Here is a 26742-nt window from a genome sequence, read left to right as displayed (position 1 = left end):
TCTAAGGGAAGCAGGGGTTTTGCTACGTGGCGGTGACGGTGGGATTTGAACCCACGTTGGCTTTTACACCAAACAACATTTCGAGTGTTGCACCTTCGGCCGCTCGGACACGTCACCAACCTGAATAGGTTACCGGAGCCTGCCGTGCATCCCCAAAACGGCATAGGTTCCGGCCCGAGCAGGAGCGGACCATCCAGGATTCCCGGCACTGGTCACCCTTGGCTGCCAAGGTGCGCGTTGAGTTATCCACATAGGGAATTTGCTGGGCTGTTTTTGTTGGCGGGTCGCTGGATGATGGGGGTATGGGGATCCCGGGTGTTGAGGAGGCGGTGGAGGCTTTCGAGGCTGCTGCTGCGGAGTTTGCTGCCGTTGTGCGCCGGGGGCTGGATGGTCGGGGTTCCCAGACGGATTCCGGGACGGGTTCCGGGATGGGTTCCGGGGGTGGTGATCCTTTGCGGGGGCAGGCCGATGCTTGCCTGGACGGGCTGGGCGGTTCGGTCCGGGTGGACGCGATGGTGGCGGCGTTCAGGGTGCGCCTGGCCGCCGCGTACGCGGGAAAGGCTGCGGCCCTGGACGGCCCGGTCAGGAGCCCTGGGGAACACACGGCCCAGGAGATGGGTGTGGTGTCCGAGGTCGCGTGTGCGCTGACGGTGAGTGAACGCTCGGCCTCGGCGCTGTTGGCGCAGGCCCATGAGCTGACCACTGCCTTGCCGCTGACGCTGGCCGCGCTGCAGTCCGGGGATCTGTCGTGGCAGCACGCGCGGGTCATGGTCGATGAAACCACCGGCCTGGATGCGGCCGGGGCGGCGGCGTTGGAGGCCCGTTTCCTGGGCCCGGACGTTCCGGACCGGGCCCGGGAGTGCCCGGCCGGTGACCTGGTCCCGTCCCGGTTCCGGCACAAGGCCAGGACCTGGCGGGAACGGCACCACCCGGTCAGTATCGAAAAGCGCCACGCCAGGAGTGTGTTGGACCGGCGGCTGGAGTACGTCCCGGACCGGGACGGCATGGCCTGGCTTTCGGCTTACCTGCCCGCGGACCGGGCGGCCGGGATCTGGAACGGCATCACCGCCACCGCCCGCACCCTCCAGGGCCCGGCCGAGACCCGCACCATGACCCAGCTCCGCGCCGACATCGCCGCCCAACTGCTCCTCAGCGCAGGCTTCACCGGCACCACGGCCAGCCCGGCCGGGCGCACCAATAACCTCGGGGCGGGCAACAGCGGCTACACCAGCACGGCAGGCAGCACCGCGGACCGCCGGACCGCCGCAGGCAGCCGTGCCCCGGACCGCGACGTCTCGGCAGGCTGCCCCGCGGGCCCCGACCTTACCGCTGGTAGTTCCCCCGACAGCCATGGCGACGCTGGAAGCGTCCTGGCCACCGGGACCATGGCGGGCAACGACGTCCTGGCGGGCCATGTCAAAGCCACCGGGACCGCGGCGGGCAACGACGTCCTGCCGGGCCATGTCGAAACCAACGGGACCGCGGCGGGCAACGAAGCCGTGGCGGGCAGCGACGTCCTGCCGGGCAACGACTTGATGGCGGGGCGGGTCCCGTCGCCGGCGGCGCAGGTCCTCGTGACGGTGCCGGTGTTCGCGCTGATGGGGCTGACGGACGAACCCGCCACCCTCGACGGTTACGGGCCGATCCCGGCGTCGATGGCCCGGAGCCTGGTCGCCGACGGCGCAGGCTCCTTCCACCGCGTCCTGACCGACCCCCGCAACGGGGCACCACTGGAGATCGGCCGCCAAAGCTACCGGATCCCCGCCGCGATGCGCCAATGGCTGAGGATGCGGGACGGCAAATGCCCCTTCCCCGGCTGCAACAACCAGTCCCTGGACAACGAAGCAGACCACCTCCTGGCCTGGGCAGACGGCGGCACCACCGGCATCAGCAACCTCGGACAGCCCTGCCCCAAACATCACCGGCTGAAACACACCACCGCCTGGACACCCACCGAAGCGAGCATCGACAAACCACCCGGCTGGACCTCACCCACCGGCCGCCACTACCAAAGCGAACACCAAGACTGGGAACCACCCCACTGGCCACCCCAAATCCTCGGCCCGGTACTGGACCAAGAACACAGCCCCACCGTGCCCAATTACGAGCCCGACGATCAGAAACGGGCGTCAACTGCCCCCGAAGGTATCCTGCCTGATGATTTTCCTGAAGATCCGCTGCCGGAGTGGGCCCTGTTTCAGGAGCCCAAGGGCCCCTTGGCGGCGGGTGGCTTTCGCCGCGCGCGTCCCGGGGACTAGATTCATAAGCAAGATGACTAATTCAGACAAAGCAGCGCAGGCAACCGCCTATTGGACCACGGGACCGCAGCACGGCGAGCTCCGGTGCGAGGACTTGCCCGCGCCGCGGCCAGGCGAAGCCCTGGTCCGCACCCTTTACTCCGGCATCAGCAAGGGCACCGAAATTGTCGTGCATAAAGGTTCGGTTCCACCGCGCGTGGCCCAGGAGATGCGCGCCCCGCATCAAGAGGGCTCCTTTCCTTCTCCCGTGAAGTTCGGCTACCTCTCCGTCGGCATTGTTGAACAGGGGCCCGAAGACTGGCTGGGCCAGATGGTCTTCTGCCTCAACCCCCACCAGGACCGCTACGTGAGTGCCATTGCCGATCTCACAAGAATCCCCGACGGCGTACCCGCCCGCCGTGCGGTGCTCACCGGAACCGTGGAAACCGCCCTTAATGCCCTCTGGGAGGCCGGCCCACGAATGGGGGACCGGATCGCCGTGGTGGGGTCCGGCCTGGTGGGCGGCATGGTGGCCACGTTGTTGCGAAGCTTCCCGCTTTCCCGCCTTCAGTTGGTGGACCTCGATCCGGAGCGCCGGAAACTTGCAGACTGGCTCGGAGTGGATTTCGCCCACCCCGACGATGCGAAGCCGGACTGCGACATCGTGTTCCACTGCTCCGCCTCCCAGGAGGGCCTGGAGCGCAGCCTGCAGCTGACGGGCGACGAGGGCGACGTCATCGAAATGTCCTGGTACGCCAACCGCGAGGTCACCTTGCCACTCGGCGAGGACTTCCACGCCCGTCGGCTCTCCATCCGTGCCAGCCAAGTGGGCGTTGTGGCTAGGGCCCGCAGGCACCGGCGCACCAACGCAGACCGGCTGAACCTCGCCGTATCTCTCCTCAAGGATCCGGTCTTTGACGTGTTCCTCACCGGCGCCTCTCCGTTCACGGACCTTCCGGCGGTGGTCCAAGACCTGGCCGACGGGACCCTCGAAGCCCTCTGCCACGTGATCGAATACCCCAACGCCGCCAGCCCTGACCCCGCAGCAACCAGCCCCGCAGCAACCAGCCCCGCAGTAACCAGCCCTGCAGCAACCAGCCCTGCCAAAACCAGCCCCAAAGACTAGAGGTAACCAGTGTTCAGCCTGACCGTCCGCCGCCATTTTATGATCGCCCACAGCCTTCCCCGTGAGGCCTTCGGGCCTGCTCAGGCACTTCACGGCGCAACCTTCGTGGCCGAGGTGGCGTTCCGCCGTCGTGCACTGAACCAGGACGCAATTGTCCTGGACATCGGGGCTGCCGGCGGCATGATCGAGGACGTGCTGGCCGGCCTCAACTATCGCAACCTGGACGAGCACCCGGACTTCGAGGGCAAGCTCACCACCACCGAAGCACTCGCCGAATACATTGCCCAGGCCGCCGCCAGGAAGCTTAAGGACAGCGACGACGGCCGTGAACTCACGGGAATCGACGTCACCTTGCGTGAAAACCCGGATGCCTGGGCCACGTACTCGCTGGACCTGACCGACTGACTTCCGTGGACGTCCGGTTCCTTGTCCCCGCCAATATCCACCACAATTCGGGCGGCAATGTCTACAACGCGAAGCTCGCCGATGCCATGAGGGCCCAAGGCGTCGACGTCGAAATCCTGGCCGTGGACGGTTCCTGGCCGGACTCCAGCGCCAAGGAACGGCGCCGGATGGGCAGCCTTGTGGGCGCTTGGGAGCCAAAAACGGAAATCGAGGCGGCCACGATCAGCATTGTGGACGGCCTCGTCGCCTGCGGCGTTCCCGATGAAATCGAATACGCCGCCGCGGCCGGCCAGCGCGTTTTCGTCCTGCTGCATATGCCCTCGATCAGCCATGCGGACGGCGAACAGCGGGCTCTGCGCGCGGCTTCCGGCGTCATCTGCACCAGTTCGTGGGCTGCGGACGCCATCAAAGACAGATACGGGATCGCCTCCAGCCGGGTGGCCCTCCCGGGGACCGACGCCGCCCCAGTAGCAGCTGGTTCCGACCCGCCCCACATCGTTGCGGTGGCGGCGCTTCTCCCCAATAAGGACCAGTTGTTGACCGTGGCCGCACTCGCCGGGCTCCAAGACCTTGCCTGGACGGCCTCCCTGGTGGGAGCGGACGACGCCGACCCCGGCTATGCAGCGCTGGTCAAGACCGCCATTGCCTCCCAAGGAATGGAAGAGCGGGTGCGGGTCACCGGCCAGCTCGCCGGACAGACGCTGGAAAACGAATGGAATCGGGCAGACCTCAGCCTGCTGGTGTCGCGGGCTGAAACGTTCGGGCTCGTGGTCACTGAATCACTGGCGCATGGGATTCCGGTTATCGTGCGGGAGGGGACCGGCGCTGTCGAGGCGCTGGGCCTGGCCTCCAAACGGAACGGGAAACCCGGAAATGAAGCTCGCGCCCTGCCCGGGACGGCCGTCGAACTTCCTGGTCCAGACACCAGCCATCCGGCCATGCTCTCGGCCGTGATCCGGCGTTGGCTGGCGGAACCTGGGCTCCGCAGCAGGTGGCGCGCCGAGGCCCTGGCCGCCCGGGACAGGTTGCCCCAATGGGACGCCACCGGCCGCATCGTGATTGAGTACCTCGAGCGGATTCGCTGACAAAACGCCTATCGCAGCAGGTACCAGCGGTGCACAATGAGGCATGACCACGCACGTGTCCTCCGCCAGCCTCAGCCCGCAAGCCCCGCCAGCGGAACGGCTCACTCCTGAATTGTTGCGCGCCTGGGCCTGGCACAAACAAGGCCTCGATGGCACACTCCTGGGCGCGGAAGCCGCCGACGTGTTAGCCACGGCAGGCTGGGCGCGCTCCGTGGGCGGTGCCAACCCCTACCTCACTCTCTTTGCCCGCGCCGGAACCAGCCGCGAACAGGCTGACGCCGACGTCCTGTCCCTGAAGATCCACGAGCTGCCCGCCGCCCGCGGCTGCACTTATGTCCTGGGCCACGAGGACTTCGCCTGGGGTCTCCAAATCGGCAGGGACGCCGCCGTTGCACCCTTTCGCGTCCTCGCCAGGATGGGCGTTGAGCGCGGCGAAATCACACTCCTGGAGGAGCAGATCCTTCACGCGCTGGCCGAGGCAGGAGGCCCTTTGGATCCCAAACAGCTCAAGGATCTGCTGGGCGATTCGGTCAGGAACCTCGGTGAAGAAGGCAAAAAGAAGGGCGCCGCAACCACCCTGCCCACGGCCCTGGGCCTCCTGCAGGCGGACGGCCGGATCCGGCGCGTGCCGGTCAACGGACGCCTCGATCAGCAACGGTACGCCTACACGCTGTGGGGCTTACCGCCCACCTCCATGAACGACGACGAAGCCCGCGCCCTCCTCCTGGAGCGCTATCTCGGATGGACCGGCGGCGCCACCTTCAAACAGTCGCAATGGTTCACGGGGTTCACGATGGCGCACACGAAGGCAGGGCTCGCAGCCGTCGGAGCTGTGGAGGTTCCTGCGGCGGACGGCGAGGTGCTGTGGATGCTGCCCGACGACGTCGAACGCCTCGCTGCTTTCGACGCACCGGCGGAGGAACAGATCCAATTGCTCGCAGGCACAGACTCCCTCGTGCTGCTCCGGCGGAACTCCGCGGACATGATTGCCGAACAGGATAAGGACAAGCAACTACTCGGCTCCACCCTGGCGCTTCAGGCGGACCTCCCCGACCACCCCATCCTTGACCGCGGCCGGATCATCGGATTGTGGCAATACGATCCCGGAAAGGCGCGGATCGCGTACTGGCTCTTTGACGGCCCCACACCGGCGGCAACCCAGCGCATTGCCGAAGTTGAGGCCTGGATCCGGGATGAACTGGGCGATTTCCGCTCCTTCAGCCTCGACTCGCCTGCCTCCCGCCAGGACCGGATCGACGCCCTGGACGCCGCAGGCCGGGACGCCTCAGGCCTGGACGCCTAGGCGCGGCTCCGGTGCGCGGCGAAGAAATCCCGGAGAAGTACGCCGCATTCCTCTTCCCTGACACCGCCGTACACCTCCACCCAATGGTTGAGGCGGCGCTCGCGGAGAACGTCAAAGACTGAGCCTGCCGCGCCGGCCTTCTCATCCCAAGCGCCAAATACCACCCGCGGAATCCTTGCCAGCACCACGGCGCCGGCGCACATGGCGCACGGCTCCAGCGTGACCACAAGCGTGCAGTCCTCCAGCCGCCAGCCGTCCCCAGTGCCCCCGCCCAGCTTCGAGCGCGCACGCAACCGTTCGGCAGCTTCCCGGATGGCCACCACCTCCGCGTGGGCAGTGGGGTCTCCCAGTTCCTCCCGCTGGTTCCGGCCGGCCCCGAGCACCGCGCCGTCGGGCCCTATCACCACGGCACCGATGGGCACATCCTCAGTAGCAAGCGCGCGCCGGGCTTCGTCCAAGGCAAGACCCATCCACTCGTGGTGGGTTTTTTCTGCGGCGACCATGGCTCAATGATAGTTTCGAGGGATATCCAGCCTTGCAAAGCATCGACGCCGGGGAGGCACCGTGGACATGGACACCCTGAGGGAACGCCTGGGCCAATGGTTCAAGCCGTATGCCGCGCTGTGGATCACGTTGCTGGTGGGCGGCGCGTTGGTCGTCATCATGGCACTGCTGGGAGCCGAGGTGTACGACGACGTCGTGGACGACCAAGGCCTGGCATCCCTGGACCTGCCCGCGCTGGAACTGGCACAGAACCTGCGTAGCCCGGAACTCGACGCAGGGGTAACGGCCTTTACCAACATCGGCGGCGGAATCGGCATGCCCATCCTGGCCAGCATCCTCACAGCCTGGCTTACCTTCCTGAGCAGGACCTGGCGGCCCATTATCCTGGTGGGCGGAGCCGCGGCCGTTTCCACGTTCGCAACCACTATCGGCAAACGGCTGGTGGGACGCACCCGCCCGGACCACGCCGAAGCCGTCCCGCCGTATGAGACCTCGCCGTCATTCCCCAGCGGCCATACCCTCAACACCACCGTGGTGATCGGCGTCCTGGTGTACATCATGTGCCTGCAATTCGAGATCCTTTGGGCACGGATCACAGCCATCACTGCCGGGGCGGTTTTTATCATCGCGATGGGCCTGAGCCGGGTGTTCCTGGGCCATCACTGGCTGACGGACGTGATGGCCGGGTGGTTCCTGGGCCTGGCCTGGGTGGGCATGGTGATCCTGGCCCACCGGCTGTTCCATCTGACCCGCAAACACGAGCACGTGGGCCCGGCGCCAACGTTCGAGCACCCCGTCCTCCGGGACGATCATACGAGCTGATTCCCGGCCCGGGGGCGCCATGCCCGGATGGTAGTTTTGACGCATGCGCACTCTCGTTGTGGACCACCCGCTGGTCGCCCATAAGCTCACTGTCCTGAGGGACAAAAACACCCCGTCCCCCGTCTTTCGGCAGTTGACGGAAGAGCTGGTGACGCTCCTGGCTTACGAGGCCACCCGCGATGTCCGCACCCAGCCGGTGACCATCGAGACACCCGTGAGCACCACGGTGGGCACAGCCTTCACCAAGCCCACGCCCTTGGTGGTTCCCATCCTCCGCGCCGGCCTGGGGATGCTTGAAGGCATGACCAAGCTGGTCCCCACCGCTGAGGTGGGTTTCCTCGGCATGGCACGGGACGAGGAAACCCTGGACATCATCACGTACGCCGAGCGCCTCCCCGAGAACCTCACCGACCGGCAGATCTTCGTCCTGGACCCCATGCTTGCCACCGGCGGCACCCTCCGCGAAGCCATTAAGTTCCTGTTCAAGCGCGGCGCCTCCGACGTCACCTGCATCTGCCTGCTGGCCGCTCCTGAAGGGCTGGCCAAGCTGGAGGAGGAACTGTCCGACGCCAACGTGACCATCGTCCTGGCGTCCATCGACGAAAAGCTCAACGAGAAGTCCTACATCGTCCCCGGACTGGGCGACGCCGGCGACCGCCTTTACGGGATCGCGGGATAGCCAGGGCGGGGCGAGGGGACCCCGCAGCGGCCGGACGGCTCTGGCCAGGGGTTACGGGGTTCCGGATTCAGCATCGGCCCGTTAGCCTGTGCGGATGGACTGGAAACTTGAACTCGTTTTTGTACCCGTCTCCGACGTCGACCGCGCCAAGGACTTCTATGTCAACAAGGTGGGGTTCAACGCGGATTTCGACGAGCGGCCCAGCGATTCCATCCGCTTCGTCCAGCTGACGCCGCCCGGCTCGGCCTGCTCGATCAGCATCGGCGAAGGGCTCACCGATGCCCCTCCGGGCAGCGCACCAAACCTGCAGATCGTCGTCGATGACATCCAAGCCGCCCATGACCACCTCAAGGGCAACGGCGTGGACGTGAGTGATATCGACATCCAGGACTGGGGACATTTCGTGTACTTTGCGGACCCGGACGGGAACAAGTGGGCCGTGCAGTACATACCGGGGCGCGGCGCCTCAGGCAATACGTAGGGCAAAATGGGGTTCATGACCCTGCCCATTCCTGCTGCCACACGAACATTGACCTGCCGCGCCGTCCTCTTTGACATGGACGGCACGCTGGTGGACTCCACAGCGGTCGTGGAGCAGGTGTGGGGCGAGTTCGCCGCCCGCTACGGCCTGGACATCGCCGAGATCCTGCGCACCTCCCACGGCGTCCAGGCAGGCGATACCGTGCGCCGGTTCGCGCCTGCCGGTGCCGACATCGTTGCGCTCACTGCAGAACTTGGTGCCATGGAACGGGTGCGGACTTCCGGCATCGTTGCGCTGCCCGGTGCCTCCGAACTGCTCCGGAGCCTGCCCGCGGATGCCGTGGCCCTGGTGACGTCGGCGGACCGGATCCTGGCTGACATCCGCATGGATGCCGCTGGACTGGCCATGCCTGCCGCTGCCGTGACGGCTGACCTCGTGACGCGCGGCAAGCCGCATCCGGAAGGCTACCTGACCGCTGCCGGTTTGCTGGGCGTGGCGCCGGAGGATGCCGTGGTCTTTGAGGATGCCCCGGCTGGAATCGCGGCCGGAGTGGCTGCGGGCATCCGGACCGTGGCGGTGGGCCCAAACACGGGCGAATTACCGGCGGGAGTGCTCCATATCCCGGATTACACCGCGGTCACGGCCTCGGTGGAAACGGACGCCGCAGGACGGCGGATTATTTCTTTCCGGCTTTGAGGTCGGCTACGACCTTCGCGATCCGCCTCGCCCTGGTTTCCTCCGTTTTGGCATCCCCGAGCGGCTCCACATAACGGCGCTGCGCGCTGTAGTTCAGGGTGGCATAGAACGCCTGGGCATCCGGTTCGGCGGCCATGGCTGCGGCCAGGTCATCCGGGACTTCAATGATCCGGGGCTGCGTGTCGAGTTCCAGATCCACTTCAACAGTGTCGCCAGCCTCTACGCCGGTGAATTCCCGGTTGGCGGTGCTCACCCCAACCAGGCTATGACCGCCCATCACCGCGATGCTGCTCCGGTAGCTCTTGCCGTTGATGGTTACCACTACCGGCGGGCGCTTGCCTGCGCCCAGGGCAGTCACAACCTCCTCCGGAACCTCAATACCAGCCTTGTTGCCGCTGCCCAGGATAGTCGTGGTGAATTTCATGGCCCCAGTATGGCCCGGAGCCGCAGGTCAGGGAAGTCCGGCCCCCGCGAACATACAACGCCAAAAAGCAGCAGGCCCTGAACCGGGGGATTCAGGGCCTGCTGCTTCGGATGGCGGAAGCCGCAATTACCGGCTTAGTACCAGTTGTTCGACAAGTGGAAATTCAGCGCGCCGCACGGCGACTGGTAGCGCTCCTGGATGTAGTTCAGGCCCCAATTGATCTGCGTGCGGTAGTTGGTGAGGTAGTCCGCCCCGGCGCTCGCCATCTTCTCGGCGGGCAGCGACTGGACAATGCCGTACGCGCCGCTGCTCGCGTTGGTGGCCGTGGTGGTCCAATCAGATTCCTTGGTCCACAACGTCTGCAGGCACTGCATCTGGTCGGCTGACCAGCCATAGCTGGCAAGCTGGCTCGCCGCATAGGCCTGGGCCCCGGCGGGATCGTTGACGGCGACGACGGGGGCCGGTGCGGGCTCAGGGGCGGGGGCCGGTGCGGGTGCCGGTGCTGGTGCGGGTGCCGGTGCTGGTGCCGCTTCGGCGGCCTGCGGGGCAACGCTGATCTCGGCCGGAGCTGGTTCAGGGGCCGGGTTGGCCCGCATCTCGGCCTTTTCCAGCCTCAAGTTGGATTCAAGCTCTGCCGCCGAGGACTGGGTCCCGCTGACCGCCACCGGAGTCATGGATTCGGAAGCCTGGCCTGCTGCGCCGACCCCGATGAGGAGGGCGCAGGCCGCACCGAAAACGGCTGCACGCTTGCCCAGGGACGAAGCTTTTGTGTGTTGCGCCGCGGTCTTGCCACGGCCGTTGTCTTTATGTGCACCGCGCTCTGGGCGCGCTTGTACCTTGAATTCAGACATGATGGATCGCCTCTCACACCTGCGGAGTTAGCTGTCGGGTTCGGATGAGGGCATCCGGCCACACGGAAAGATCACGTGCTGGCTTCACCCCAAGGGCAGTTAAGTGCCCGGGACTCTGGGTCCCCCGCCTCTGCCTGGTCAAGCGGAATCCGGGAAGCGGCAGAGCTTGGCGTCATCCGGATATGCGGCTCAAAGGGAACCGCACCCCATCGACGCTACAGGAGCGCGACGCTTAAGTCACATTTTGGTAACAGAGATCACGACGCCGGTGCGTTGCCTTGCTATGAGCCGTTGATCGCCGGCAGGCGCAACGTGAACTGGGTCCGACCCGGCCGGGAGTTCACTTCCACGTTGCCGCCGTGGGCCTCCACAATGGACTGCACAATGGACAGCCCAAGCCCGCTGGACCCTTCCGAGGCCGCCGCGCCGGAGGACCGTGAAGATCCAGTCCGTGCCGCGTCTGCGCGGGCAAACCGGGCAAAAACGTGGTCCACGAATTCCGGCGGGATGCCAGCGCCGTCGTCCGTTACTGTCACCACGGCACTGCCGTCGGCGGACCTCATCACGGCCGTGGTGACCGTTGTGCCCGGAGCGGTGTGTTTGCGTGCGTTGGACAGTAGGTTTACCAACACCTGGCGCAGCTGCGACGCATCGGCATTGACCGCAAGCGGCTCGTCCGGAAGCTCAAGATGCCAGTTGTGGCCGGGTGCGATGATTTTTTCGTCGCTGACGGTTTCGATCACCAGCTGCGTCAGATCCACCTCGCTGAGTTTCAACGGCTGGCCCTCGTCCAGCCTGGCGAGCAGGAGCAGGTCTTCCACCAGCGTGGTCATGCGCTCGGACTGGTTCTGAACCCGGGCCAGCGATTTCCGGCCATCCGGAGTGAAGTTCTCGGTCATCCGCATTAGCTCCGTGTAACCGCGGATGGCGGTGAGCGGAGTGCGCAGTTCGTGGGACGCGTCGGCAACGAATTGCCGTACCTTGGTCTCGCTTTGCTGCCGGGCCTGCAGCGCGTTGGCCACGTTGTCGAGCATGAGGTTCAGCGCATGCCCCACGCTGCCCACCTCGGTTCCGGGGTTGGAGTTCGACGGCGGGACGCGCACCGCAAGTGCCACCTCGCCAGCGTCTAGCGGGAGCCGCGAAACGCGTGTGGCCACCTCGGAAAGCTGCTCCAGCGGCTGCATGGTGCGCCGGATGAGGATAGTCCCGGCCAGGCCAATCAAGACCAGCCCTCCGAGGGAAACAAAAACGAAGGTCCACACCAGGGAGGTGAGGGTGCTTTCCTTGCCGGCGAGCGGGAGCCCGGTCACCAGGACATCACCGTAGTTCGTTGCCACTGCAATCAGCCGGTACTCGCCATTGGAGAGCGTCCGGTCCACAGGGCGGGAATCCTTCTGGAGGGCCAGCAGGATCTCCTTGTCCTCAGCGGACAGGGGAGAACGCGTGGTATCGGAGGCCAGGAATCCGGCGCTGTTGACCTGCCCATTCAGGATCCGGGCGTTGAGCGTACCCACGCTTTGCCCACGGGAATCCAGCGGGTCCGGCCTGCCGTTGAAGCCGCCCAGCGGCGGCCGGCCGGGGTCGTTGGACCGGGAGGCCGCCTGGCTGAGCTGTTCGTCGAGCTGGCGGGTAAGGAACGAGTCCATGGAAGCGTAGCTGAAGAGGCCAACTGCGCCGCAGATGGCCACCAGCAGGGCCATGGCAACCAGTACAAGGCGTGTACGCAGATGCCAGGTGGAGGGCTTCAGCCAGCTCCGGCCATGCGTGGGCGCCACTGCAGGCAGTGAGGGCACGGCCTAGTCCGCCGGTTTGATGACGTATCCGGCGCCGCGCACCGTGTGGATCATGGGCGGATGCACGGCATCGACCTTCTTGCGCAGGTACGAGATGTAGAGCTCCACAATGTTGGCCTGCCCGCCAAAGTCGTAGTTCCAAACGCGGTCCAGGATTTGCGCCTTGCTGATGACGCGCCTGGGGTTCTCCATGAGGTACCGGAGCAGCTCGAACTGCGTGGCAGTCAGCTGCAGTTCATCGCCGGCCCTGGTCACCTCGCGGGTATCGATGTTGAGGACAAGGTCACCCACTACCAGCTCAGCGGTGTCCATCGCTGCCACGCCGGAGCGCTGCACTAGCCGGTGCAGCCGGAGGAGGACCTCCTCCATGCTGAACGGCTTGGTCACGTAGTCGTCACCGCCGGCAGCCAGGCCCACAATCCGGTCCTGGACGGCATCCTTCGCAGTCAGGAAGAGCGCCGGTACTTCAGGCGCGAAGGCGCGGATCCTGGTCAGCAGCTCGACGCCGTCGAACCCGGGAAGCATCACGTCGAGAACAAGGACGTCCGGGCGGAACTCCTTGGCGAGCTTTACAGCCTCGGGACCGTCAGCGGCGACGGCCACCGACCATCCGGACATGCGCAGGCCCATGCTCATCAGTTCGGAGAGGCTGGGCTCGTCGTCGACCACCAAGGCACGGATGGGGGAGCCGTCCGGGTGGGTAAGTTGGGGAAGGTTGTTGGTCATGGAGTGCGAAGTGGCCATGGGACAACTCTCCGATGCGTCGTTGAGCCCCCGCTTTAGGCTTCCTGTGCGCTGGCTGTGAATCCCAGCCTAGCGAGCTGAAAGCTGCCCAGCGGCAGATTCCCCTGACGATCAACCGGGACTTTCCCTGGCTATGCTGGCGTCCAGCAGGCCCCCTTCGACGCTCCCAGCGGTTTCCGGGGCGGACGGGGGTGGAATTTTTTTGTCCGGATGGCGGCGGAGCTGGACACCACGGCAAATCAAGGGGTGTATTTCAGCAACTCCATCGCTGGTGAATTGTGGTGGCCCTTTTAGGGGTTCGGGCGAATAATATTCGGGAAAGATGGTTTTCCAACCAATCGTTCTGGAAAACATCTGTTATTTTATCGCTCTGTCAGAATCGTGATCTGAGCCACATTCTCTGAATTCGTCTCACTATGCGGAACGATCCGTCCATTGTTACTTGCAAGTTCGCATTGTTACGTTGCACACTTCAATTGTGAACAAGAACTCAACAGCACCTGCAGCCGCAGAATATTGGCCCAGCACACCCGCTGCTGCCGACATGCGCTGTTGTCGAATGCACGCCTGACCTTCACACCCCGCGAAGTTCCTAGGCATTCGCCCCCCAGCCCAGCGTCGGGCGCCCCTCCCCAGATCTCATTGCGGGGAAACCAAGCATTCGAGCCGCGATGACGGCCATTCACATTGAGGTAACTAATCCATGTCAGTTGCATCCGGATACGTCCACATCTCTGTCCGAAACGCCACCAAGGCAGCCCAGCCCTCTGGCCTGCGCCAGGGTTTCGGTGCCCGCCCGGCGTTCGCTCCCGCCGCGCCCGGTACCAGCTTCCCCGCTCCCGGCTACGCCCCTCAGGGCTACAACCCCAACTCTTATGGCCAACTCCGCGCCGTCCAGCCCGCCGACGCGGCCCCGGTCACCGCACCCACGCCAGTTGTGGCGGGACCCAACACTGTCCGCCCGGTAGCAAACGACAACGTTGCCCGCGGCTTCGTGCTCTACATGGGCATCGACGAGGAAACGGCAGCTGCTGCCGGAACCTCCATCGCCAAGCTTGCCCAGGAAATCCGCGCCTACGCCCAGTCGCTGGTGTCGGGGGCCGAAAGCTACGCGGCAGTGGCTGTCGCGCCGGCCAGCACGCCCGGTTCCGCGCTCGACGTCGTCCGTTCCACCTTTGGCGACCCCACGGTGAACGCTCGCCAGCGCACTGAAACCGCACGCCAGCAGCAAGCCCAGGACCCGCGTCCCTCCGGCGTGCTGATCGACCTCGCCCGCCGCGAGGTCCACCTGGACGGCGAATCCCTGAACCTCACGTTCAAGGAGTTTGAGCTCCTTAACTACCTCGTGGAGAACGGCACCCGCACCGTGGGCCGCGACGAATTGCTCGAAGGCCTGTGGCGCAACGCCGAGGAAGTCCCCAACGAGCGGACCATCGACGTCCATATCCGCCGCCTCCGCTCCAAGCTCGGACGCCTCGCCAACACCGTGCGAACCGTCCGCGGCCAGGGCTACCGCTTCTACGAGCACCCGGAAGTTGTTGTCTGGGCCGCTCCGGAATACTCGATCTAGCTAAACTTCAGCACCGCGAAAAGGCGGCACGATCCCTCTGCGCCTGCGCTCGTCCCTCGCGCAACAACGGCGCTGTCGGGATGTCCCGCCATTCCGCGTTCAGGGCTCGTGAGTATTGACCTCCGCGGCTGCTGGTTAGCGGCCGCCCCAACTGAAGTGAGCTGGCGCTAGGCTTGGGGACATGAGTGACCACCACATCAAGCGCCTCGTGATTATGCGGCATGCCAAGGCGGACTGGCCGGGTGGGGTTGCCGACCACGAACGGCCGCTGGAGGAACGCGGGCACCGCGAGGCGCCCTTGGCGGGCCGGTGGCTGCTCAAGCATGGCATTGTCCCCGACTTCATCCTCTGTTCCAGTGCGCTCAGGACGCGGCAGACCTGCACTTGGGTGTGCTCGGAACTCGGAGATAAGGCGCCGACGCCGAAGCTTGAGGACGGCCTGTACGCCGCGTCTGCGCTGCGCATGTTGACCGTGGTCAACCATGTCCCCGATACCGTCACTACGCTGATGCTCATCTCGCACATGCCCGGCGTACAGGACCTCGCCATGCACCTGGCTTCCCGCGACTCCGACCACGACGCCTACATGGACGCCGCCACCCGGTATCCCACCAGCGCGCTCACAGTCCTGGAAACCGATAAATCCTGGGCGGAACTGGATGGCCAGGACGCCCGGATCACCAAGTTCAAGGTTCCGCGCGCCCACTGATCTGACGAAGCAGTCCCGAGACGTGCTGGATGGCCGGGCTCGCCGTCATGGTCCGGCGGTAAACCATTCCCACCTGCCTGACCTGGACGGGATTGACCAATGGCACGGGCACGACGTCAGGTGGCAGTGCCGGCCTGCCGAGGCGGGGAACCAGTGCTACGACGGCTCCCTGCTCCACAAGGGAAATATGGGTTGCGAAGTCAGGATCGTAGACCTTGATGTCCGGCACCCGGCCCAGATCGGCGAAAATCCTCAGCAGGGCCTCGTTGCAGATGGCTCCGTGCGGTGTGCTGATCCACTGCTCATCAACAAGGTCGGCCGGCTCCACGTGGCCGCGTCCTGCCAGCGGATGGCTGCCGTGCACCAGCAGGTCGGCAACGTCCTCGCATAACCACTCAAGCGTCATATGCTCCGGTATCACCAGCGGTACGGAGTTCCAATTGTGCACCACACCCAGGTCGGCCTCCCCATTGGCCACCCGTGCCACGGCTTCGCGAGGGTCCTCGGCCAGCACGCTCACGTCCAAGTCCGCGCCGGAAGAGGCAAGCCTTCCCAGGAGCGGTCCGACCAAGCCGCGGCAGGCCGTGGAGAAGGCCACCACCTTCAAGTGCCCGCTGGGTCTGGCCGGGTCCGAAAGCAAGGTTGATTCCAGTTCCTCAAGCTCAGACAGGATGCGCCGGCCATAGGCTGCCAGCGTGAGCCCGCGTTCGGTGAGCAGCACCCCGCGGCCGCGGCGCTCGAGGACAGCGAAACCAGTCTGCTTTTCCAGCTTCTTGATCTGTTGGGAGACGGCGGACGGGCTGAAGCCCATAATCTCCGACGCTGCTATGACAGACCCATGCTGCTCAATCGCCGCCAGGGCACGAAGTGAGCCGATTTCAATCATGAAGCAAACGTACATGATCCCGTGTCGAATTCAATGCTGGTGCTTCATCGGGGGTTCTGTAAGAGTGGGACCGTGAACCTCCGCCACTCCCTCCTTGCCGCCCTGGTCGCCGTGCTTTGGGGCCTGAACTTCGTTGCCATCGACTTCGGCTTGCATGCCAACGGCCGTGAGGTACCCCCGCTGTTGTTCGTGGCGATGCGGTTCGTCCTGGTGGTCTTCCCCTGGATCTTCTTCATCAGGAAACCCGACGTCAGCTGGAAGGCGATCATCGGCGTCGGACTCTTTATGAGCGCAGGCCAGTTCGGCCTCCTCTACTTGGCAATGGCCCTTGGCATGCCAGCGGGTCTGGCTTCCCTGGTCCTGCAGGCGCAGGTGCTGCTGACGGTCCTCCTGGCGGCCGGTTTCCTGGGGGAGCGGCCCAGCCGCCGTCAGTTGGCCGGCGTCGTCCTTGGCGTCGCCGGCCTGGCTGTTGTGGCCGTGGGCCGCAGCGCCGTAGCACCGCTGCTGCCGCTCATCATAGTCTTGGGAGCCGCATTGTCCTGGGCCGCCGGAAACGTCGTCGCCCGCCAGGCCAAGGCGGCCTCTGGGCTGGGTCTGGTGGTCTGGTCCGGCGCTGTGGTGCCGCTGCCCCTTGCCGGGCTTTCGTTGCTGGTGGACGGTCCGGAGGCTGTGCTGGGCACCCTGGCCGACCTGCAGCCTGCCACGATCATCAGCGCACTGTATACGGCCATTTTCGCCTCGCTGGTGGGCTACGGAATCTGGAACCGGCTTCTGGCGAGCTACCCGTCGTCGGCCGTTGTTCCCTTCACCTTGCTGGTGCCAGTGGTGGGGATGAGCGCTGCGTGGCTTGCGCTGGGCGAAGTGCCCACCCCTGCCGAGCTGGCAGGCGGGCTGCTTCTGCTGGGAGGGGTGGCGACGGCGGTCCTCACTGGAGGCGCCACGATGCGTCAGCGTCGGGGAGCGCTCCTGGCCCCGCCCGGTTTGGGCGCAGGCTTGGGTGCCGGCTTGCGGGCAGCGGAGGCGGACGACGACGGCCGCTTGGCTGCCGCGGCCGGTCGGGTGGGCGTGCGGGAACCGGACGCGCCCTGAGCGGATTTGCCCTGGGCTGATTTGGTCTGGGTGGAAGTTCGTTGGACGGAAGTTCGCTGGGTGGTGGCGCGTTGCGCGGGCCTGCGTTGCGTTCCACCTTTGGCAGCTTGCCGGCGGGCAGCGGATGCGGGCCTGCGGTTCGCCGGCGAAGGTTTGCCCCGCACCCCCAACTGCCTGCCTGCAGGCCAGGCCGCTGCAAGAAACAGGACAAACAGCGTGGATACGGCGGAGGCAGCGGCCCAATAGAAGTAGTTGTCCGGATCCCCGGTGGGCAGCGGTGTCCCCAGGAACGAAGACTGGTTGGCAAACGCCAGCTCCCACGTGCTGAGGAAAGCCAAGGAGAAAGCAACCGTGAGGCTGGTTCCCGCCCCGGTGGCAATCAGGGCCAGGCGGCGTCCCCGCGCCAGGACCTCTGCGACGGCAGAAGCGTAAGCCAGGGCAACAAGCCCCAGGAACGTGACCATCACGGCCTCTTCAAGGGTGATGGCGGTCAGCACCAGCATGCCCAGAGCGGCGACGGCCGCTATCAAGGCAAACTTCCCGCTGTTACCCATGTGGCGCATGGGATCAATCATCCCCGAGGCAGCCGCTACTTCACCACGTAGCCGCGCATGATTGCCATGATTGCTGCAACACTTTGGTCACGGGTGCGTTCAGGGTTGTACGTCTGGCGGTCCAGCCCCACCACGAAGCAGGCACCAAAAATAGCGGTTTCGAGACTGCCCCGGGAGATGGACCGGTCCACCGGGTAGGCCGCCGCCACGGACTCGATGGCACCGCCGATCACGGCCAGCAACTCGGCCCTGAGGACAGCGAAGGTGTCCCGCCACTCGCTGGGCGCGCGCCAGTTTTCGCTGACCCACAGCCGGGCAAAAGAGGGGTAGTCGGCCATGAAGTCCATGGCCTGCCCGATCATTTCCTCCATCGTCAGGAGCGGATCAGCGGCCGGCAGATCTCCGGCTCCGGCATGAACGGCCCCAGCACTCCCGACGCTCATCAGGCGGGCCTTCAGGATATCGACGCCGTGGCGCAGCAGCTGCGCAATCAGGTCCGACTTGCTTCCGAAGTTGTAATACACCGTGCCCTTGGAGACACCCGCTGCCGCTGCGATCTCATCCACGGTCACCCCGGCAGCGCCGCGCTCGCCGATCAGCTCCATGGAGGCATCAAAGAGCTTCTGCCGGGTGGCGTTGGTCCGCGCCGGGCGGAGCTTCTTTTCGGCGGGACCGTCGGCACGCAGCCGCAGGACCGGACCTGGCACCGGATCCAGTGCCGGACCCTGCGCGGGATCCGGCCCAGGACCCTGCAAGGACGGGCTCATACCGCGATCTCGGGCTTGAGGGTCTTGAGCGTCCAGTACTTCCGTTTCCGGACAGCGAGCGTTGACATCGCGGCGCCCAGGATGGTGTAGCCCAGCAGGCCCAGGACGGTGGGCATGATCATGGAGAGGTCCGCGCCATAGATGAGGTGCCGCATTCCCGAAACCACATAGCCCATGGGCAGGATCTCGTGCACCACGTGGAGGGGCTGCGGAGTGGTCTGCCAGGGGAATGTGCCGCCCGAGGAGACGAGCTGCAGGACGAGCAGTATGAGCACCACGAGCTTCCCCGGTGATCCCAGCAGGGCAACTACGCCTTGGATGATGGCGCTGAAGGCCATCGCGGCAGCCAGCATAAACAGCCACATCAGAACAGGGTGCGCCGGGTTCAGCCCCAAGCCCAGGTCCACCACCAAGGTCAGCAGGGTTGCCTGCACTACCGATACTGCCAGGAAGGGCAGCCACCCTCCGATCGCGATCTTCCACGCCGGGGCGTTTGATGCCAGCGCCCGCTGGGTGATGGGGCGCATGGCCTGGATCAGCATAAAGATGCCGATCCACAGGGCCAGGGTCAGGAAGAAGGGAGCCAACCCAGCCCCGTACGAGTCAGCCTTCGCTTGGGAGACGTTGCTCACGGCCACAGGATCCGCGATGACTTCCGAAAGGCTGTTCTTTTGCTGGTCGTCGGGATTGGGCACTTGGCCTGCGCCTTTCGCGATCTCCTCCGCCAGGGTACGGGAGCCGTCCGCCGCGGTACCGGCACCTGCTTCCAGTTGGCCCGCGCCGGCGTCGAGCGTTTGCGCACCTTCGGAGAGCCTGCCGGCTCCGTCCAGGGCCGCCTGCTGGCCTGTGGCCAGCGTGGCCGCCCCGGTGTGGAGCTGGTCGGCGCCGGTGGAGGCCTGGGCCACAGCGTTCTTAAGCGCAGGGGTGCCTGCGGCCAGTTGCGCAGCGCCCACGCTGACGGCCTCGGAGCCATCTGCCAGTTGCTGGATCTGCGCGGCGTCGGTTTGGATCCTGGTCTTGGCGGTGGCCACTGGGCTGGAGGCCGCCACGGAGTCAAAATCGGCCAAAATACTGTCAGCCTGGGCCTGGGTCAACACACCCGAAGCGATCAGGCGTGTGTTGGATTCGATGACCCGAGTCCGGAGTCCCTGGTCTGCGGCGTCGAGCTGGGCAACCATGTCCTGGACCCGGGTGTTGAGCTGGGCGTTTCCGGCAGCTACTTGGGCGGCGCCGTTCGCCAGGGTCTGCGAGTCCGTGGGAAGGGTGGTTGTCCTGTCCTTCAGCAGCGACAACCCGCTACTTAGCTGGCCGGCTCCGTCGGTGAGCTGGTTGGCGCCGTCGCGCAGCTTCAGCTGCCCCGCGTACAGTTCACCGGCCCCGTTACTCAAGTCCGTGCTTCCTTCATGGAGGGTGGCGGTCCCGTCGTGCAGTGTGGCGACGCCGCCTGCCAGCTGCCCGGCGCCGTCGGCTGCCTTGACCATCTGCGAATGGATCGTGCCAAAGCCGGTCAGCAGTTGGTTTGCTGTCTCCTCGCCCACTTCCTTGGCAACGGTGGTGTGGACCGAGGTTGTCAGCTTGTCCACGATCGTGCTCAACAGGTAGTTGTTGGCATCGTTGGTGGTGACGTTCAACATTGCCTGGCTGGCTGAATCAAAGCTGCCCGGAGACACCAGGTTGGCGGAGAAGTCCTTGGGAATCTTGAGCGCGAAGGCATACTTGCCGTCGCTGACACCTTGGTCGGCCTCCTCCGCAGTGGGGACCGACTGCCAGTTGAAGACGTTTCCTTCCACCAGGCTGTCAGCCACCTTGGTTCCGGCCTGCAACACGGAGCCGTCGCTGGAGGCGGCACCGGTGTCCTCGACAACCAGCGCGGCATCGATCCGGTTCAGGTTGCCGTACGGGTCCCAGTTGGCATAGAGGTACACGGCGCCATAGAGCAGCGGCACCATGACCAGGGCCAGGATGGTCAGCTTGGGCAGGAGCCCGCCGGTCATCCGCTTGAGTTCGGAGCGGGCCAGCCGCAGCACAGTCACTTGGCGTCCTCGGTTTCGAGTAGGAGGTCTTCTTCTATTTCCGCAGCAGCTACCACTTCGGACTGCGCGTCCGCGGGCGGCTGAACGGCGTTCCCCACAGCTGCCGTTGGCCCCGTCCACCCATCCGGAATGGCAGCTACGGTAGCGACGACGGCGAGGGGCCGGCCGACGTCGGACGCCAACTGCTCAAGGCGAGGCAGCCACTCGGAGGAGTTGGCAGTATGCCGGTCCGGGGAATCGACCACCAGGAGGTCGGTGTGCGGGTTGGCGAGGGCCAGGGCGGTAAGCAGTTCAACGCGCCGTTCCGGCGCCAGCTGTTCGGTCCACAAGTCTGCGATGTCCTCGAAACTGTTGACTTTGAGCCAGGGCTTGCTCACCAGGGCACCCCGGTAGCGGCGCGGGATCAGGGCCAGGTCCTCGGTGACAAGGTCGCGGACGCTCAGGTGTTGCTCGGGTTCGTTGACGCCGGGGGAGTCAACCAGCGCGCTGGCCAGGCGGCGGCGCTTGATCCCGGATTCGCCGTCCCAACTGATGCGCCCCTCCGTGGGTTTCATCCGGCCACTCAACGTCAGTGCCAGGGCTGTCCGGTGGTCCTGGCGGTCGGCTGAGACCAGGAGCAGCTCACCCCTTCCGGTCTGCAGGGAGGTGGGCGGGAGCAGATCGTCCCGCCGTCCTTTCGCATGGAGGTGCTGTACGGAGAGCAAAGAGGGCCTTTCGCAGGGAAATGGTCTCCCGCCAGTCTAACTAAACTGACCGGTCAGTTCAAATAAAGCTCCTGTCCGGACGTGGAAGCCGTTGGCGGTGGGCTTAGAGGCCGTACTTTTCCAGCAGCCGCAGCCAGACTTCGCTAACCGTGGGGTAGGAGGGGACCGCGTGCCACAACCGGTCCAGCGGCACTTCGCCCACTACTGCGATGGTTGCGGCGTGGAGCAACTCAGCCACATCGGGTCCCGCAAACGTGGCCCCCAGGAGAACCTCGCGGTCCTCGTCGACCACCAGCTGCGCCCAGCCCTCGTAATGCTCCGAATGCAGGGAAGACCCGGATACGTTGATAGGCAATTCCACCGAGGTGGCGTTGAATCCGTCTTTCGTGGCCTGGTCAAGGGTTCGGCCCACTGAGGCCAGCTCAGGATCCGTAAACACCACATTGGGGACGGCATGTTGGTTGGCTGTCTGCGCATAGCGGCTCCACGGTGCCGGCTCGCCATTCAGCTCACCCTTGGCACGTGCGGCTATCGCATCCCCTGTTGCGCGGGCTTCGTACTTGCCCTGGTGGGTGAGGAGGTTCTTCCCAGCGGCGTCACCTACGGCGTAAAGCCAAGGGTCGCCGTCGGGCAGGCCGTTAACCTGCCCGGTGGAATCCGTGGTCAGCTTCAGGGGGCTGCCGTCCGGTGCGCCAAGGCCGACGCTTTCCAGCCCGAGGCCTTCCAAGGCCGGGTGGCGGCCCGTGGACACCAGGACCTTGTCGACGGAGACGGAAGCGCCGTCGCCGAGGCTGACCGTGAAGGTGCCGTCTTCGTTTTCGCTGACGCTCTTGGTGGTGGTGTGGAGCCGGACTTCAACACCGTCCGCGCGCAGGCCCGCCAGTACCAGTTGGGCCGCTTCCTCAGGGAAAGTGCCCAGCAGCCGGCTCCGGGCCACGAGGGTGACCTTGGAGCCGAGCCTGGCGAACGCCTGCGCCAGCTCAACCCCTGCGACGCCGCCGCCGACGACTGCCAGGCGTTCCGGGATTTCCTTGGCCGAGGTGGCTTCACGGGTGCCCCAGAGGCGAAGGTCAGCCAGTCCCTCGATCGGAGGCCTGTTGGGCGTGGAACCAGTGGCGAGGACGACGGCGTGCCGCGCCGTCAGGAGGTGGGTGCTGCCATCAAGTCCGGCTACTTCCACTGCGCGCGGGGCGGTGATCCACCCGTGGCCGCGGATGAGCTCAATCCCCGAGTCCTCCACCCACTTCACTTGGCTGTCATCCTGCCAATTCGCGGTGAAGTAGTCGCGCCGTTTGAGGACTGCGGCGGCATCGAGCGTGCGGGTGACTGCTTCTCCTGCTCCTGGCACCGTCTGCGCCCCGTGGAGGGCCGTGCCGGGCCGGAGCAGCGCCTTGGACGGCATGCAGGCCCAGTATGAACACTCGCCGCCCACCAGTTCCGCCTCCACCAGGACGGCGGTCAGCCCGCCCTGGACGGCCCGGTCCGCCACGTTTTCGCCAGCGGCGCCGGCGCCGATCACGATGACATCGAATTCGCGTTCCAAGGGCTCTGGCGTCATTGCTTTAGCCTACGCCGGGGAGGGGCTCCCTGCCGGGCCAGTTGGGGGCGTGCCCAGCGGGCGAAGGGTTCGGTGGAACCTCGGCGGCGGCGGGCACTTAAAGCAAAAGGTCCGCACCGGCGAACCGGTGCGGACCTTCATCTGTGCGCCCAAAGGGATTCGAACCCCTGACCTTCTGTTCCGTAGACAGACGCTCTATCCAGCTGAGCTATGGGCGCATCTTGTTTCTTGAAGAACATCTCTGCTCTCCCCGAACCTCGAATAACTTTACGCGAGGGTGGGCCGTAGTACCAAATCGAAACGTGTGTAATCTGGGTGACTAGACCGGTCTAGGTGACCTTCGTCACTTAATTGCCCTTTTGTGGTGCCATCTTTGTTGAATTTACGCGGTTTCCACTCGAAACGCTCACTATCGAGCAGTCCGGGCCCAAAAACTCGAGCCCTCCCGGCCCATAGCATTTAGCTCACACCGATGAACCCGAGGAAGGGAACCGCAATGGGCGATCTGGCACAACAGCCGCTGCTTGAGAAAGCACCCACCACGCATGCTGCACTGCTGGCATGGGTCGAAGAGGTTGCTGAGCTAACGCAGCCAGACCGGATCCACTGGGTTGACGGGTCCGAACAGGAAAACACCAGACTCACGGATGAACTCGTAGCCGCGGGCACCCTGACCCGGCTCAACCAGGAGATCTTCCCGAACTCCTTCGCCGCATTCTCCGACCCCGCGGACGTAGCCCGCGTGGAAGAGCAGACGTTCATCTGCTCCGAGAAGGAACACGACGCCGGCTTCACCAACAACTGGATGGCCCCGGCCGAGATGAAGCAGAAGCTGCGCGGACTGTTCGCCGGCTCCATGCGTGGCCGCACCATGTACGTCATTCCGTTCGTCATGGGCCACCTTGATGCCGAGGATCCCAAGTTTGGCGTCGAAATTACCGACAGCGCCTACGTTGTTGCCTCGATGCGCATCATGGCCCGCATCGGCACCGACGTCCTGGACCGCATGACCGAGACCAACGCGTTCTTCGTACCGGCCCTGCACTCCCTGGGTGCCCCGCTCGAAGCCGGGCAGGCTGATGTGCCGTGGCCGTGCAACCCGGACAAGTGGATTGTCCACTTCCCCGAAGAGCGTTCCATCTGGTCCTTCGGCTCCGGCTACGGCGGCAACGCCCTGCTGGGCAAGAAATGCTACGCCCTCCGCATCGCGTCCGTGATGGCCCGCGACGAAGGCTGGCTGGCCGAGCACATGCTCATCCTGAAGCTGACTTCACCCGAGCAGAAGACCTACTACATTTCGGCAGCCTTCCCTTCCGCCTGCGGCAAGACCAACCTCGCGCTGCTTGATCCCACGATTGAGGGCTGGAAGGTCGAGACCCTGGGTGACGACATCACCTGGATGCGCTTCGGCAAGGAAGGTGAGCTCCGCGCCGTCAACCCCGAAGCCGGCCTCTTCGGTGTGGCACCGGGCACCGGCTGGGGCACCAACCCCAATGCGATGCGTGCCATTGCAAAGGGCAACAGCATCTTCACCAACGTCGCCCTCACTGACGACGGCGGCGTGTGGTGGGAAGGCATGACCGAGGAAGTGCCTGCCCACCTCACCGACTGGCAGGGTAACTCCTGGACTCCTGATTCGGACAAGCCTGCGGCCCACCCGAACTCGCGCTTCTGTACGCCGATCGACCAGATCGACATGCTGGCCGAGGAATACCACAGCCCGAACGGCGTGGAGCTTTCCGCGATCCTCTTCGGCGGCCGCCGCAAGACCACCATTCCGCTGGTCACCGAGGCGCGCAGCTGGTCCAACGGCATCTTCATGGGTTCCACGCTGTCCTCCGAGACCACAGCCGCAGCAGCCGGAGCTGTCGGCGTGGTCCGCCGCGACCCCATGGCCATGCTGCCGTTCATCGGCTACGACGCCGGCGACTACCTGAACCACTGGGTCAACCTGTCCGCCAAGGCCAACCCGGAGCGGCTGCCCAAGATCTTCCTGGTCAACTGGTTCCGCCGCAACGCCCAGGGTGGCTTCGCGTGGCCCGGCTTCGGCGACAACGCCCGTGTCCTGAAGTGGGCCATCGAACGGCTCGAGGGCAAGGCGGACGCCGTCGAAACGCCCATCGGTTTTGTTCCGACAGGCGACTCCATCGACCTCAAGGGCCTGGACATGACCCCTGCGCAGGTTGAGGAAGCGGTCCGCGTGGATCCGGCTGAGTGGGAAACCGAGCTTGCGTCCATCGAGGAATGGTTCGCCAACTTCGGCGGCTCACTCCCGGACGCTCTCCAGGCCGAGCTCGCCGCCCTGAAGTCACGCCTGGGCTGACAGTTCAAAAAAGTACGACGGCGACCCCGCACCTTTGCTGAAAAGGTGCGGGGTCGCCGTCGTTCTGTCGTCCTTTGCTCCGCACCCGCCCTTTTGAGCGCTCAGAAGGGGCGCTGGTGGGGACAGTCGATGAATTTAGGAAGCCAGCCAGATGTCTGGGCCGAAAACCTCGTAGTGGATCCTCGTAGCCGGGATGCCCGCATTGATGGCCTCGTTGCGGATGTGCTTCATAAACGGCAGCGGCCCGCAGAGGTACAGGGACGCATTGGCCGGCAGGTCCACTTCACGCAGCGACATAAAGCCCTCCCTGGTTCCCGGCTCGGGCTGCTCAAGCCACAGTTGGAGGTCGGCACCCGCGAGGCGTTCGACGTCGTCCGTCATTTGGCCGCGCAGTGCCCAGCTCTCCATGGTGCTTTCTGCGTGGAGGACAAGCACCTGCCGCTCCGAAGCCGACTCTGCGAGGGAGCGGAGGATGGACGCCGTGGGTGTGCAGCCGATTCCCGCCGAGGCCAGGACCACCGGACCGTCGCCATCCTTCAATGTGATCTCGCCATACGGGTTGGAGATCTCCAGGATGTCGCCCACCTCAACGGCGTTATGCAGCACGGGGGAGACCTCGCCGCCGTCGTCCAGCTTTGTAGTGAAGGTCCGGCTGGTGCCCGCATTGCCGGAGAGGGAGTACTGCCGGGCCTGGCGGAGGCCGTCCGGAACCTGGACCTTGACGCTGATGTACTGGCCGGGCAAGGCTGGGGTCACCGGGGTGTCGTCGGCGGGTTCCAGGGTAAAAGTGAGGGAACCAGCGCCGGCAGCGGACTTGGTGGACACCTTCCAAGGAGTCCACATTTTGCCGTTGGCCTGGGCTGCGTAGAGGCCCTTTTCGAGCTTGATCAGTGCGTCGGCCATGAGCCAGTAGACCTCGGTCCAGGCCTCCGCGATCTCCGGTGTAATGACTTCGGCGAGGTCTTCCGCGATGGCCGCGAACAGGTGCTCGTAGACCACCTCGTATTGAGGTTCGGTGATGCCCAGCGACGCGTGCCGGTGGGCGATGCGGGAAAGCACGGTTTCGGGCAGGGTGCCTGGGTTGTTGACCAGGTGGGTGGCGAAAGCGGCGATGCTGCCCGCCAAGGCCTGCTGCTGGTTTCCGGAGCGCTGGTTGGAACGGCTGAACAGGCCGTCCAGGAGTTCGGGGTGGGCGGCGAACAGCCGGGAGTAGAACTTGGGAGTGATGGCGCCGATCCGCGAACCGACCAGCGGCAGGGTGGCCTCAATGACAGGGAAAGATTTGTCCGAGAGCATGCGTACTCCTGAGATAGAGTGACCGGAGTTTTCGTCCGGCCGGGATAAATACTCATCTTTAGAATGCGAGTATTTATACTCCAGTTCTACACCCTGTAGAAAT

Annotated in this window: 24 protein-coding genes, 2 tRNA genes and 1 riboswitch; of the genes, 13 read left to right on the top strand and 13 right to left on the bottom strand. The window is 65.2% G+C overall.

What is annotated here, in order from left to right; translation table 11 throughout:
- Positions 1-27 precede the first annotated feature (27 nt).
- Positions 28-117, bottom strand: a tRNA-Ser gene (locus ACFC25_RS07035).
- Positions 118-302: 185 nt separating this feature from the next.
- On the opposite strand from ACFC25_RS07035, the gene ACFC25_RS07030 reads away from it, so the two are divergent.
- From ACFC25_RS07030 to ACFC25_RS07010, 5 genes are read left to right on the top strand one after another with little or no spacing between them, the layout of a single operon-like run.
- On the top strand, positions 303-2258 hold the full coding sequence (locus tag ACFC25_RS07030; protein WP_376044590.1) for a DUF222 domain-containing protein: 1956 nt from the start codon (positions 303-305) through the stop codon (positions 2256-2258).
- 13 nt (positions 2259-2271) lie between these two features.
- The gene (locus ACFC25_RS07025; RefSeq protein WP_376044589.1) at positions 2272-3363 is read left to right on the top strand and encodes a zinc-binding alcohol dehydrogenase; all 1092 of its coding nucleotides are present in this window, start codon (positions 2272-2274) and stop codon (positions 3361-3363) included.
- Positions 3364-3372: 9 nt separating this feature from the next.
- A complete protein-coding gene (locus ACFC25_RS07020; RefSeq protein WP_376044588.1) occupies positions 3373-3768 on the top strand; it encodes a 6-pyruvoyl tetrahydropterin synthase family protein in 396 nt (131 codons plus the stop codon).
- Positions 3769-3773: 5 nt separating this feature from the next.
- Entirely contained in the window at positions 3774-4853 is a 1080-nt protein-coding gene (locus tag ACFC25_RS07015; protein ID WP_376044587.1) for a glycosyltransferase family 4 protein, read from the top strand.
- Positions 4854-4896: 43 nt separating this feature from the next.
- The gene (locus ACFC25_RS07010; protein ID WP_376044586.1) at positions 4897-6156 is read left to right on the top strand and encodes a DNA glycosylase AlkZ-like family protein; all 1260 of its coding nucleotides are present in this window, start codon (positions 4897-4899) and stop codon (positions 6154-6156) included.
- On the opposite strand, the gene ACFC25_RS07005 is transcribed toward ACFC25_RS07010, so the two are convergent.
- Positions 6153-6659, bottom strand: coding sequence for a nucleoside deaminase (locus tag ACFC25_RS07005; protein WP_337348050.1), 507 nt, complete (start codon positions 6657-6659; stop codon positions 6153-6155). The two genes, ACFC25_RS07010 and ACFC25_RS07005, sit on opposite strands and share 4 nt — an antisense overlap.
- A gap of 67 nt (positions 6660-6726) precedes the next feature.
- On the opposite strand from ACFC25_RS07005, the gene ACFC25_RS07000 reads away from it, so the two are divergent.
- The 4 genes from ACFC25_RS07000 (at position 6727) to ACFC25_RS06985 (ending at position 9338) form a co-directional block, all read left to right on the top strand.
- The gene (locus ACFC25_RS07000) at positions 6727-7482 is read left to right on the top strand and encodes a phosphatase PAP2 family protein (protein ID WP_337348051.1); all 756 of its coding nucleotides are present in this window, start codon (positions 6727-6729) and stop codon (positions 7480-7482) included.
- A gap of 43 nt (positions 7483-7525) precedes the next feature.
- The gene (upp, locus tag ACFC25_RS06995; protein ID WP_078029912.1) at positions 7526-8161 is read left to right on the top strand and encodes a uracil phosphoribosyltransferase; all 636 of its coding nucleotides are present in this window, start codon (positions 7526-7528) and stop codon (positions 8159-8161) included.
- A 94-nt stretch (positions 8162-8255) separates the two neighbouring features.
- Positions 8256-8642 (top strand): glyoxalase superfamily protein, encoded by a 387-nt coding sequence (locus ACFC25_RS06990; protein ID WP_376044585.1) that lies wholly within the window; start codon positions 8256-8258, stop codon positions 8640-8642.
- A gap of 6 nt (positions 8643-8648) precedes the next feature.
- Positions 8649-9338: an HAD-IA family hydrolase gene (locus ACFC25_RS06985; protein WP_376044584.1), complete on the top strand. Its 690-nt coding sequence runs from the start codon at positions 8649-8651 to the stop codon at positions 9336-9338.
- Here ACFC25_RS06985 and ACFC25_RS06980 read toward each other — a convergent pair.
- The 4 genes from ACFC25_RS06980 to ACFC25_RS06965 all read right to left on the bottom strand — a co-directional run bounded on the left by ACFC25_RS06980 (position 9319) and on the right by ACFC25_RS06965 (position 13150).
- Complete coding sequence (locus ACFC25_RS06980; RefSeq protein WP_376044583.1) at positions 9319-9762, bottom strand: YdeI/OmpD-associated family protein; 444 nt, start codon at positions 9760-9762, stop codon at positions 9319-9321. The two genes, ACFC25_RS06985 and ACFC25_RS06980, sit on opposite strands and share 20 nt — an antisense overlap.
- 134 nt (positions 9763-9896) lie before the next feature.
- Complete coding sequence (locus ACFC25_RS06975) at positions 9897-10613, bottom strand: hypothetical protein (protein WP_376044582.1); 717 nt, start codon at positions 10611-10613, stop codon at positions 9897-9899.
- A 5-nt stretch (positions 10614-10618) separates the two neighbouring features.
- Positions 10619-10778, bottom strand: a riboswitch (cyclic di-AMP (ydaO/yuaA leader).
- A 116-nt stretch (positions 10779-10894) separates the two neighbouring features.
- A complete protein-coding gene (locus ACFC25_RS06970; protein WP_376044581.1) occupies positions 10895-12406 on the bottom strand; it encodes a sensor histidine kinase in 1512 nt (503 codons plus the stop codon).
- A 3-nt stretch (positions 12407-12409) separates the two neighbouring features.
- The gene (locus ACFC25_RS06965; RefSeq protein ID WP_376044580.1) at positions 12410-13150 is read right to left on the bottom strand and encodes a response regulator transcription factor; all 741 of its coding nucleotides are present in this window, start codon (positions 13148-13150) and stop codon (positions 12410-12412) included.
- A 703-nt stretch (positions 13151-13853) separates the two neighbouring features.
- Between ACFC25_RS06965 and ACFC25_RS06960 the strand changes: the two genes are divergently transcribed.
- Both ACFC25_RS06960 and ACFC25_RS06955 read left to right on the top strand, forming a co-directional pair.
- Positions 13854-14720 (top strand): winged helix-turn-helix domain-containing protein, encoded by an 867-nt coding sequence (locus ACFC25_RS06960; RefSeq protein WP_337348058.1) that lies wholly within the window; start codon positions 13854-13856, stop codon positions 14718-14720.
- A 181-nt stretch (positions 14721-14901) separates the two neighbouring features.
- Positions 14902-15429 (top strand): histidine phosphatase family protein, encoded by a 528-nt coding sequence (locus ACFC25_RS06955; protein ID WP_337348059.1) that lies wholly within the window; start codon positions 14902-14904, stop codon positions 15427-15429.
- Here the strand turns inward: ACFC25_RS06955 and ACFC25_RS06950 are convergent.
- Positions 15407-16315 carry a LysR family transcriptional regulator gene (locus ACFC25_RS06950; RefSeq protein ID WP_376044579.1) on the bottom strand — a complete coding sequence of 303 codons (909 nt, stop codon included), beginning with the start codon at positions 16313-16315 and terminating at the stop codon, positions 15407-15409. The genes ACFC25_RS06955 and ACFC25_RS06950 overlap by 23 nt on opposite strands.
- Before the next feature lie 72 nt (positions 16316-16387).
- Here ACFC25_RS06950 and ACFC25_RS06945 point away from each other — a divergent pair, with 72 nt between their 5' ends.
- A complete protein-coding gene (locus ACFC25_RS06945) occupies positions 16388-17404 on the top strand; it encodes an EamA family transporter (RefSeq protein ID WP_376044578.1) in 1017 nt (338 codons plus the stop codon).
- 589 nt (positions 17405-17993) lie between these two features.
- Here the strand turns inward: ACFC25_RS06945 and ACFC25_RS06940 are convergent.
- The 5 genes from ACFC25_RS06940 to ACFC25_RS06920 form a co-directional block, all read right to left on the bottom strand.
- The gene (locus ACFC25_RS06940) at positions 17994-18725 is read right to left on the bottom strand and encodes a TetR/AcrR family transcriptional regulator (RefSeq protein ID WP_376044577.1); all 732 of its coding nucleotides are present in this window, start codon (positions 18723-18725) and stop codon (positions 17994-17996) included.
- Positions 18722-20758 (bottom strand): YhgE/Pip domain-containing protein, encoded by a 2037-nt coding sequence (locus ACFC25_RS06935; protein WP_337348063.1) that lies wholly within the window; start codon positions 20756-20758, stop codon positions 18722-18724. Before ACFC25_RS06935 ends, ACFC25_RS06940 begins: the two co-directional genes overlap by 4 nt.
- Positions 20755-21462 (bottom strand): ABC transporter ATP-binding protein, encoded by a 708-nt coding sequence (locus tag ACFC25_RS06930; protein WP_376044576.1) that lies wholly within the window; start codon positions 21460-21462, stop codon positions 20755-20757. Before ACFC25_RS06930 ends, ACFC25_RS06935 begins: the two co-directional genes overlap by 4 nt.
- A gap of 103 nt (positions 21463-21565) precedes the next feature.
- Positions 21566-23020 carry a dihydrolipoyl dehydrogenase family protein gene (locus ACFC25_RS06925; protein WP_376044575.1) on the bottom strand — a complete coding sequence of 485 codons (1455 nt, stop codon included), beginning with the start codon at positions 23018-23020 and terminating at the stop codon, positions 21566-21568.
- Positions 23021-23164: 144 nt separating this feature from the next.
- A tRNA-Arg gene (locus tag ACFC25_RS06920) sits at positions 23165-23238 on the bottom strand.
- Between the two features lie 278 nt (positions 23239-23516).
- Between ACFC25_RS06920 and ACFC25_RS06915 the strand changes: the two genes are divergently transcribed.
- On the top strand, positions 23517-25343 hold the full coding sequence (locus ACFC25_RS06915; RefSeq protein ID WP_376044574.1) for a phosphoenolpyruvate carboxykinase (GTP): 1827 nt from the start codon (positions 23517-23519) through the stop codon (positions 25341-25343).
- A gap of 135 nt (positions 25344-25478) precedes the next feature.
- Here the strand turns inward: ACFC25_RS06915 and ACFC25_RS06910 are convergent, their stop codons facing one another.
- Entirely contained in the window at positions 25479-26639 is a 1161-nt protein-coding gene (locus ACFC25_RS06910) for a globin domain-containing protein (protein WP_376044573.1), read from the bottom strand.
- Positions 26640-26742 lie beyond the last annotated feature (103 nt).

The sequence above is a fragment of the Pseudarthrobacter sp. NPDC055928 genome (genome assembly GCF_042270935.1).
Taxonomy (GTDB): Bacteria; Actinomycetota; Actinomycetes; order Actinomycetales; family Micrococcaceae; genus Arthrobacter.
This window is presented reverse-complemented; position numbering and strand designations above follow the sequence as displayed.

Bases quoted from the DNA above. Each gene is read 5' to 3' on its own strand.
- ACFC25_RS07000 (WP_337348051.1), top strand. From the start codon at position 6,727: ATGGACACCCTGAGGGAACGCCTGGGCCAATGGTTCAAGCCGTATGCC.
- ACFC25_RS07005 (WP_337348050.1), bottom strand. From the start codon at position 6,659: ATGGTCGCCGCAGAAAAAACCCACCACGAGTGGATGGGTCTTGCCTTG.
- ACFC25_RS06965 (WP_376044580.1), bottom strand. From the start codon at position 13,150: ATGGCCACTTCGCACTCCATGACCAACAACCTTCCCCAACTTACCCAC.
- ACFC25_RS06975 (WP_376044582.1), bottom strand. From the start codon at position 10,613: ATGTCTGAATTCAAGGTACAAGCGCGCCCAGAGCGCGGTGCACATAAA.
- ACFC25_RS06940 (WP_376044577.1), bottom strand. From the start codon at position 18,725: ATGAGCCCGTCCTTGCAGGGTCCTGGGCCGGATCCCGCGCAGGGTCCG.
- upp (WP_078029912.1), top strand. From the start codon at position 7,526: ATGCGCACTCTCGTTGTGGACCACCCGCTGGTCGCCCATAAGCTCACT.
- ACFC25_RS06910 (WP_376044573.1), bottom strand. From the start codon at position 26,639: ATGCTCTCGGACAAATCTTTCCCTGTCATTGAGGCCACCCTGCCGCTG.
- ACFC25_RS06955 (WP_337348059.1), top strand. From the start codon at position 14,902: ATGAGTGACCACCACATCAAGCGCCTCGTGATTATGCGGCATGCCAAG.
- ACFC25_RS06925 (WP_376044575.1), bottom strand. From the start codon at position 23,020: ATGACGCCAGAGCCCTTGGAACGCGAATTCGATGTCATCGTGATCGGC.
- ACFC25_RS06950 (WP_376044579.1), bottom strand. From the start codon at position 16,315: ATGATTGAAATCGGCTCACTTCGTGCCCTGGCGGCGATTGAGCAGCAT.
- ACFC25_RS06915 (WP_376044574.1), top strand. From the start codon at position 23,517: ATGGGCGATCTGGCACAACAGCCGCTGCTTGAGAAAGCACCCACCACG.
- ACFC25_RS06980 (WP_376044583.1), bottom strand. From the start codon at position 9,762: ATGAAATTCACCACGACTATCCTGGGCAGCGGCAACAAGGCTGGTATT.
- ACFC25_RS07010 (WP_376044586.1), top strand. From the start codon at position 4,897: ATGACCACGCACGTGTCCTCCGCCAGCCTCAGCCCGCAAGCCCCGCCA.
- ACFC25_RS06990 (WP_376044585.1), top strand. From the start codon at position 8,256: ATGGACTGGAAACTTGAACTCGTTTTTGTACCCGTCTCCGACGTCGAC.
- ACFC25_RS07030 (WP_376044590.1), top strand. From the start codon at position 303: ATGGGGATCCCGGGTGTTGAGGAGGCGGTGGAGGCTTTCGAGGCTGCT.
- ACFC25_RS06985 (WP_376044584.1), top strand. From the start codon at position 8,649: ATGGGGTTCATGACCCTGCCCATTCCTGCTGCCACACGAACATTGACC.
- ACFC25_RS06960 (WP_337348058.1), top strand. From the start codon at position 13,854: ATGTCAGTTGCATCCGGATACGTCCACATCTCTGTCCGAAACGCCACC.
- ACFC25_RS07025 (WP_376044589.1), top strand. From the start codon at position 2,272: ATGACTAATTCAGACAAAGCAGCGCAGGCAACCGCCTATTGGACCACG.